The organism is Streptomyces muensis (assembly GCF_021474425.1).
Lineage (GTDB): Bacteria > Actinomycetota > Actinomycetes > Streptomycetales > Streptomycetaceae > Streptomyces > Streptomyces muensis.
Genome location: NZ_JAKEIP010000338.1, coordinates 1 through 7,379, shown reverse-complemented (window position 1 = coordinate 7,379; position 7,379 = coordinate 1). Strand labels below are relative to the sequence as shown.

Sequence of the window (7,379 nt, the reverse complement as noted above, 5' to 3'; positions counted from 1 at the left end):
CGGGAGCTGTGGTCGTCCCTGTGTCGCGCCGTTGGGGCTGGTCGCGCCCACGCGGCGGTAGCCGCAAGTCAATTGCGGCCCCGCGCCCCTGAGGGGCGTCTCCCGCGCCCTTGGCCGGTGAGTCCTGTCGCCATAGCCGCAGACCTCCGCATACGACGAAGACCACCCCGGCGATGACCAGGTTGGCGAAGAGCGACGCCAGGAACAGGGTCACCTCGTTGCCCGGCAGCTTCTCGCGTTCCACGATGCCGTTGACGATCGAGCCGTAGATGCTGATCGGGGAGAAGCCGCCGGCCTGGGCGCCGTGGACGACCAGGGCGCCCATCAGCAGCGGGCTGATCCCGTAGCGGGCGGCGAAGCTCAGGGCGATCGGGGCGACGATCGCCACGGCGGCCGGGCTGACGGCGCCGATGGCGGTGAGCGCGCCGGTGAGGGCGAACATCACCCAGGGGATGAGGGCCACGCGGCCCCGGACGAGCCGGATCGAGGCGTGCACCAGCCAGTCGGTGGTGCCGTTGGAGCGGGCGATGGCGAAGAGGTACGTGACGCCGACGAGGACGACGAACAGGTCGCCGGGGAAGCCGGCGAAGATGCCGTCCGCGTCGAGGTCGGCGACGAGGGTGCCGACCGCGAAGGCGGCGGCGAAGGCGAGCGCGCCCATGTTGATCGAGCGGGTCGTGGCGATGACGAACACCACGGCGAGGACGAGGATCGAGATGAGTTCGGGGGACATACGGGCTCCCGTCTTTGGGTCCCGGGGCGGCGGCGATGGCGGTGGACCGTGCGTGGCCGAGTGGCTGAGCCAATTCGGCCGTTGGCTGGTTAGCGTGGGTGCGCGGCGAGGGCACGTCAAGGGGTTGCGCGAAATTGGCTCAGCCACTCGTCCACTCGGCCACCCACCGGCCCGGTGCTACGCTCCCGGCGAGAGGGGGACCCTGTGACCGACGACGCCCTGCGCCCCATGACCAAGCAGCGCCTCTACGAGCAGGTGCTCGACCGGCTGCGCGCGTACGTCGCCGAGGGCGGCCTAGGCGCCGGGGACCGGCTTCCGACCGAACGCGACCTGGCCCAGCGGCTCGGGGTCAGCCGGGCCTCCGTGAAGCAGGCGATCGTGGTCCTCGAGGTCCAGGGCCTGGTGGAGGTGCGGCACGGGGGCGGCACGTATCTCGTGCGGGACAGCCTCGACGCGGAGCCGGTGGAGCGGATGGTCGAACGCCGCCGGCGCCTTCCCGACGTCCTGGAGGCGCGAGAGGCCCTGGAGACGAAGCTCGCCGAACTCGCCGCCGAGCGCCGCACGGACGACGACCTCGCGGCGATGCGGTCGGCCCTCGCGCACATGGCGAAGGAGATCGAGGACGACGGCCACGGGGTGGAGGGCGACCGCCTCTTCCACGCCGCGGTCACCGCCGCCGCGCACAGCAGCATCCTCGCCGAGTTCATGCGCTCCATCGCCGACCAGATCGCCGAGAGCCGCACCGAGTCCCTCCGCCAGCCCCACCGCCCCGCCCGCTCCCTCGCCCAGCACCAGGCCATCCTCGACGCCATCACCGACCGGCGGCCCGCGCGGGCGGCGGCCGCCATGCGCCGCCATGTCCGTACGGTGGCGAAGGTGCGGTTGCTGGACTGGGAGCCGGAGGAGGAGCGGGAGGCGTAGGGCGGCGGGCTACGGCGCGGGTCTGAGGACGACCCGGCGCCGTGGCAGATTGATGTCGCTCACCTCGACGGACAGCTCGTCGCCGACGCCGGGGACGGCGGAGCCGGCGAGCGCGTCGTGGTGCACCAGCCCCTCGATCCCTTCGGCGACGCGTACGAACACGCCGAACGGGACCGCTTTGGTGACCGTGCCGGGTACCACCCGGCCGAGGGCTTCGCGCGCGAACTCCGCAAGCGGGTCGGGGGCCAGGGCCGCGAGTGAGAGCCGGACCTGCGGCCGGAACAGTTCGAAGGCGAGCACCTCGGCGGTGACCTCCTGGCCGACGTGGACCACGTCGGCGGGGTGCTCGACGTGGTGCCGGGAGAGTTCGGGGACGGTGACGAACCCCTCGGCGCCGTCGAGGTCCACGAACACCCCGAAGTTCTGGATGTCGCGGACGACTCCCCGTACGACCTGCCCCTGCTCGAAGTTCCGCCACGAGGTCTCGGCCCCGGCGATCCAGCGCCTGGTGCCCACCAGCGTGGCCAGGTCCCGGGCGAGCGGGATCTGGACCGTCTCCAGCGCCATATGGCGCAGCCAGTGCAGCCGGGCCCGGTCCACCCGCCCCTCGTGCAGGGGCAGCCGGTCGGCGGACGGAGTGAAGTCGTCGATCACGATCCGGCCGCCGGGCACTAGAAGCCGGGCCGGATCGGCGGGGCTGTCGTCCTCGACCTTGGCGGTACCACCCCCGTCCAGCACCAGCAGGTCGTACGGCCCGCGCTCCTCGATCCGCCGCCAGTCACCGCACAGCACCTCCACGTCGGGCCGGTCGGCGAACACCTCGGCGGCGACGCGGGCCCGCTCGGGATCCCGCTCGACGCTGACGAGCCGCATCCCCTCCCGCGCCCCCGACGCCAGCCAGGCCAGCCCCACCCCACAGCCCGTGCCGGTCTCCCCGATCGCCTCGCCGGCGCCGCCCGCCAGGGCGTGCAGCAGGCGGCCCTGCTCGGGGCGGCAGGAGTGGGCGAAGCCGTGGGCGCGGGCAGCGGCGAGGGCTCGCTCGACGAGCGGCGGGAGGTGGGATTCCTTGGCGTACGCGTCTGTTCCGGAGATCGACATGGCGCCGATCCTGCCGCAGCGGCGTGGACCGCGGCGGCCCGTTCCGCAAGCGCTTGTTAGTCTGCCGGTCGCACATGTGTCCCCTCCGGAGGAGCCCGGCGTGCCCCGAATAGCACTTGTCACCTGCCGCCCCGGCCCCGAGATCAGCGTCGACCGTGACCTGCCCGTCCTGGTGGGCGCGCTGCGGGAGGTGGGGGCGGAGGCCGACGCCGTGTGCTGGGACGACGAGACGGTCGACTGGAGCGGGTACGACCTCGCGGTGCTCCGGTCCACCTGGGACTACAGCTGGCGGGCGGCGGAGTTCCTGGCGTGGGCCGAGCGGTGCGGGAAGGAGACCCGGCTCGCCAATCCGGCCGAGGTGGTGCGGTGGAACGCCGACAAGCGGTATCTCGGTGAGCTCGCCGCCGCCGGGGTGCCCGTCGTGCCGACCCGCTATCTCGCCCCCGGGGACGGGGCCGACGGTCTCCCCGTCGACCATGAGTACGTCGTGAAGCCGACCTCGGGCGCGGGCGCCCGGTTCGCCGCCCGGTACACGCCCGACGAGCACGACACGGCCGCGGGACAGCTCGCGCGGATGCACGCCGAGGGGTTCACCGCGATGGTGCAGCCATATGTGAAGGGCATCGACGTCAGCGGCGAACGGGCCTTGCAGTTCTACGGCGGCCGGCTGCTGCACGCCAGCCGCAAGGGCGCCGTCCTCACCCCGGGGACGCCCTACGACTCGCGCAAGGTCGCCCACCCCGGCCTGGAGCCCTGGACCCCGACCCCGGCCGAACTCGCCGTCGCCGAACGCGCCCTGGCCGCCGTACCGCGGGCTCCCGAGCTGCTGTACGCGCGCGTGGACCTCGTAGACGGGGAGGACGGGGCGGGCGGCGAGCCTCGGGTCATGGAGCTGGAGCTGGTCGAGCCGAATCTGTTCCTGTCGCTGCACACCGGGTCGGTGCCGCGGGTGGTGGACGCGATCGTGGCGGCCGCGGCCGGCTGAGGCGCGGTCACGGGCGGCCGGCGGGGCCGGGGCCCTGTGGCTGTCCGGTCGGTGGCGCGGGGGGATCGGGGGCCGCTCCCGAGCGCAGGCGTTCGAAGACGAGGTCGAAGGTGAACCCGGCGCTGAACCCGAGGGGCACCGTGAAGAACAGAAGCCTGCGCACGTCGAGTTCGTCGAGCAGCGAGGGCACCGTGAGCAGCTGCGACGCCACGTACAGCAGCACGGAGACGACGCCGGCGCCCAGCCCCCGTACCGCGGACCTCGGCCACTGATCGGCCGCCTCGAAGGAGCTGCGGATCACCGCCCCGGCCATCGCGGCCAGCAGCGGCGTCACCACCAGCACCCCGAGCCGGCGGCCGGTCGCAGGGCCGGGCTCGCCCGCCAGGCCGAAGCCCAGCAGGGAGCACACCAGCAACAGCAGCGCCACCGTCAGCCCCAGGCCGGTGGAGAGCGAGGCCCGGCGCCCGGCGCGCTCACGTTCCCGCAGCCACTGCGCGCGCCGCCGCCGCTGCCCGTCCAGGCACTCGACGAGCAGACGGGCGGAGTCGGGCCGCCAGTCCTGCCCGAGGAGGGTGATGTCGTCGTCGGTCGTGTCGTTGCGGACCCTGTCCAGGTTGACCCACACCTGGCTCGCCCCGCCGCCGAACGCGGCGACCGGCAGCATCGGGATGCGCTGTGACAGGGCGATCACCCCGGCCACCCGGGTCGACTGACCGCCGCCGACGAGCAGCACCGCGTCGCAGTCGAGCAGCGTCCGGTAGAAGGAGACCTCCCACTCCGGGCCGGTGTCCCGCACCGTGTGCACGAGCGCCGGACTGTCCTGCGGCAGGCCGAAGTCGGCGTCCCGGTGGCGCGGGACGTGCGCGAAGACCGCGCCCTCCTCCTGGGCGTACCCATGGACGACGTCGTGCTCGACGTACTTCGGCTTCGCGGAGAAGACCGCCAGGTCATAGCCGGCCAGGGCGAGTTGACGCCCCAGCTCGCGGCAGGCGTCGGGGGCGGATTCCGGGTGCTTCAGCTCGGGTGAATAGGCCCGGCCGGGATCGACGCTGCCGACGATCACGACCACCGGACGTGCGCTGCCGACCGACACCATCCCCCCGCTTCCCCGCCCCGTCTGCCGTGACCGGCGGTCCGCTGCCTCCAGGAGTCTTTCCGCGAGACGGTTCGATCACACGTACGCGTCATGTGAACAGCCGTCAATTCGTCGACATAGCGCCGAGTTGACCTGCGCCCCGGTCGCCTGGGACCCTCTGCGTCCTACAGGGGCTGGTGGGCTCCTACAGGCACGTGCGGCAGAACGGTCAGTGGTCGATGGCGTTCGCATTCATCAGCTACAGCTCGGCGAAGACCGAAGGGGATCCTTCGAACGTCGATCTGGTGCGGGCCGAACTGAGGAAAAGGCTGCCGGACTACGGCTGGGAAGTCCTCGTGGACGACGGGTTGCCGTCCGGAGAGGACTGGGAGCAGGTTCTCTACGACTGGCTCACGGACTGTGAGGCGGCCGTCGTCCTGGTCAGCAGGGACGGGCTGCGGTCGTCCTGGCTCCGGCGCGAGGTCGACATCCTGTGGTACCTGCGGTCGCGGGACCCACGCCTCACCATCGTGCCCGTGCTGCTGAAGGGGCTGACCGCGCAGGAGCTGCGGCACTCGGAGATATCCCGGCTCGCCAGGCTGCAGTGCATCCTCCAGGAAGACACCGGGGACGAGGACCTGGTCTCCCTGATAGCCGACCGCCTGGGTGACCTGCGCGTGTGCGCGGACACCCCGGAGAAGCGCTCCATGACGGCCAAGATCGAGCACTGTCTGAACGAGGTGACCGACCGGTTCAAGCTGAGGGACATGGCCCACGCACTCGGCTCCGAGGGATACCGCGGGTTTCCCACCGCCTCCGAGGAGCGCCGCCGCATCGCCCACCACTGCCTGGCACCGGTGCCCACCGACAACGTGCCGCCGGCGGTGACCGAGGTCGAGTACTTTCTCGCGCTGGACCGGCTCGACAAACTCATCAGCCTGCTGCTGCCCACCTGGATCGATCCGGTGGCCGTACGACTGCTGCTGCCCGGCGCCGGCCAGGTGGTCGCCACCCTGGCGGGCACCTGGACCGACACGGCCAGGCAGCACATCCACCGGGCGTCGTACTCCTCGGGCGTCTACCGCAGCGAGGCGGTCCCCCTGGTGGCGGGCGAGGCACAGGCCGAGGAGCACATGGGGGCCTGCCTGACCGCCGTACGCGCCCTGCTGAAGTCGGACGACGAGAACGACCAGCCCATCAAGGGCCATGTGCTCTTCCTCGTCATCGACCCCGTCGGCACCGAACTCGGCGTGGTCGGCAACCTCGTACGCACCCTGACCGTCCGGTTCCGCTGGCTCAACGTCATCGTCCTCACGGACCTGGACGATCCCGCGGATCTGGGTGCCCAGGCCGGGCGCACCGTGCACATCCCGCTCCAGCCCGGAGCCGAGGACCGGGTGAAGCAGACCAGCCGGGAACTGGGCGACATCCGCTCCCGCCACAACGGACATGGAAAGGACCAGGCGTGGTGACCCCCGAGCCGCTCCCGCCGCAACCCGCCGTGCGCAACGCCCCCGACCGCCCCGACGGCCGCGCCTACGTCGTCCGCGGCGACCTCGACCTGGCCGTCGACGTCGCGCGCGCCACCGGACGGCCACTGCTGCTGCGCGGCGACCCCGGGTCCGGGAAGTCGTCGTTCGCCGCGCATGTGGCGTGGCAGAACGGGTGGGCGTACCACGAGCACGTGGTGACCTCCCGTACCCAGGCGCCGGATCTGCTGTGGTCGTTCGACCATGTGCGGCGGCTGGCCGACGCGCAGGCGCAGCGGCTGAAGCCGATCGACGCGTATGTGGAGCCCGGTGTGCTGTGGAAGGCGTTCGCGCCGCGCTCCGCCCGGGCGCACGCGCTGCGGGCCCTCGCGGACCGCAGGCCCCGGATGCACGGAGGACGGCGGCCGGTCCGCACCGACACCGCCGACCTGTGCGCCCAGTCCGTCGTACTCATCGACGAGATCGACAAGGCGGACCCCGAACTCCCCAACGGGCTGCTCGTCCCGCTGGGTTCACGCCGCTTCACCCTCTCCCAGACCGGCCTGGACATCGAACCCGAGGACGACGCCAGGGCCCTCGTGGTGATCACCACCAACGAGCAGCGCGAACTGCCCGAGGCGTTCCTGCGGCGCTGTCTGGTCGTCAAGCTCGAACACCCCGAACCCGAGGAACTGGTCGAGGTCGCCCGCGCCCATGTGGACGCCTACTACCGCCCCTTCACGGACGCCGACCTGCTGCTCGCCTGGGAGCTGGCCGAGGTGGTGCGGGACCTGCGCGACAACGCGGAGCGACGAGCGCAACGCAAGCCCAGCACCGCCGAGTTCCTGGACGCCTTCCACGCCTGCCGGAAGCTCGGCATCCGGGTCGCGGACAGCGACGAACGCTGGCGGACGCTGCGCCGGATGGCGCTGCTGAAGCAGGACAACGTGGCGTGACCGCACAGGTCCCGGAGATCTGGGTCGCCGATCTGGCCCTGGCCCTGCACGCGGTGGGCGACGACCCCGCCCGGCAGCGGCGCGCCGCCCGGCTGCTCGGCTTCCGCGACGAGCCACCCCCGCCGGGACCCTCGCCCGACCC

General features: G+C 72.3%; 7 protein-coding genes. 4 read left to right on the top strand and 3 right to left on the bottom strand.

What is annotated here, in order from left to right; translation table 11 throughout:
* Window positions 1-733 (bottom strand): SLC13 family permease (locus L0P92_RS40040; RefSeq protein WP_273634151.1); only part of this gene is annotated, 733 nt, incomplete at its 3' end.
* Window positions 734-961: 228 nt separating this feature from the next.
* Between L0P92_RS40040 and L0P92_RS40035 the strand changes: the two genes are divergently transcribed.
* Entirely contained in the window at window positions 962-1,654 is a 693-nt protein-coding gene (locus L0P92_RS40035) for a FadR/GntR family transcriptional regulator (protein WP_234768052.1), read from the top strand.
* A 9-nt stretch (window positions 1,655-1,663) separates the two neighbouring features.
* Here L0P92_RS40035 and L0P92_RS45565 read toward each other — a convergent pair whose 3' ends face one another.
* Window positions 1,664-2,752 (bottom strand): S1 RNA-binding domain-containing protein, encoded by a 1,089-nt coding sequence (locus L0P92_RS45565; protein WP_308289804.1) that lies wholly within the window; start codon window positions 2,750-2,752, stop codon window positions 1,664-1,666.
* A 100-nt stretch (window positions 2,753-2,852) separates the two neighbouring features.
* Between L0P92_RS45565 and L0P92_RS40020 the strand changes: the two genes are divergently transcribed.
* Window positions 2,853-3,737, top strand: a complete 885-nt coding sequence (locus tag L0P92_RS40020) for an ATP-grasp domain-containing protein (RefSeq protein WP_234768050.1) — start codon at window positions 2,853-2,855, stop codon at window positions 3,735-3,737.
* A 7-nt stretch (window positions 3,738-3,744) separates the two neighbouring features.
* On the opposite strand, the gene L0P92_RS40015 is transcribed toward L0P92_RS40020, so the two are convergent.
* Window positions 3,745-4,833: a hypothetical protein gene (locus L0P92_RS40015; protein ID WP_234768049.1), complete on the bottom strand. Its 1,089-nt coding sequence runs from the start codon at window positions 4,831-4,833 to the stop codon at window positions 3,745-3,747.
* Window positions 4,834-5,051: 218 nt separating this feature from the next.
* Here L0P92_RS40015 and L0P92_RS40010 point away from each other — a divergent pair, with 218 nt between their 5' ends.
* Window positions 5,052-6,284: a toll/interleukin-1 receptor domain-containing protein gene (locus L0P92_RS40010; RefSeq protein WP_234768048.1), complete on the top strand. Its 1,233-nt coding sequence runs from the start codon at window positions 5,052-5,054 to the stop codon at window positions 6,282-6,284.
* On the top strand, window positions 6,278-7,237 hold the full coding sequence (locus tag L0P92_RS40005; RefSeq protein WP_234768047.1) for an AAA family ATPase: 960 nt from the start codon (window positions 6,278-6,280) through the stop codon (window positions 7,235-7,237). The genes L0P92_RS40010 and L0P92_RS40005 overlap by 7 nt, the downstream gene beginning before the upstream one ends.
* Window positions 7,238-7,379 lie beyond the last annotated feature (142 nt).

What these genes read in the sequence shown, in the direction of transcription:
- L0P92_RS40035 (WP_234768052.1), top strand. Translation starts at nt 962, where the DNA reads ATGACCAAGCAGCGCCTCTACGAGCAGGTGCTCGACCGGCTGCGCGCG.
- L0P92_RS45565 (WP_308289804.1), bottom strand. Translation starts at nt 2,752, where the DNA reads ATGTCGATCTCCGGAACAGACGCGTACGCCAAGGAATCCCACCTCCCG.
- L0P92_RS40015 (WP_234768049.1), bottom strand. Translation starts at nt 4,833, where the DNA reads ATGGTGTCGGTCGGCAGCGCACGTCCGGTGGTCGTGATCGTCGGCAGC.
- L0P92_RS40010 (WP_234768048.1), top strand. Translation starts at nt 5,052, where the DNA reads ATGGCGTTCGCATTCATCAGCTACAGCTCGGCGAAGACCGAAGGGGAT.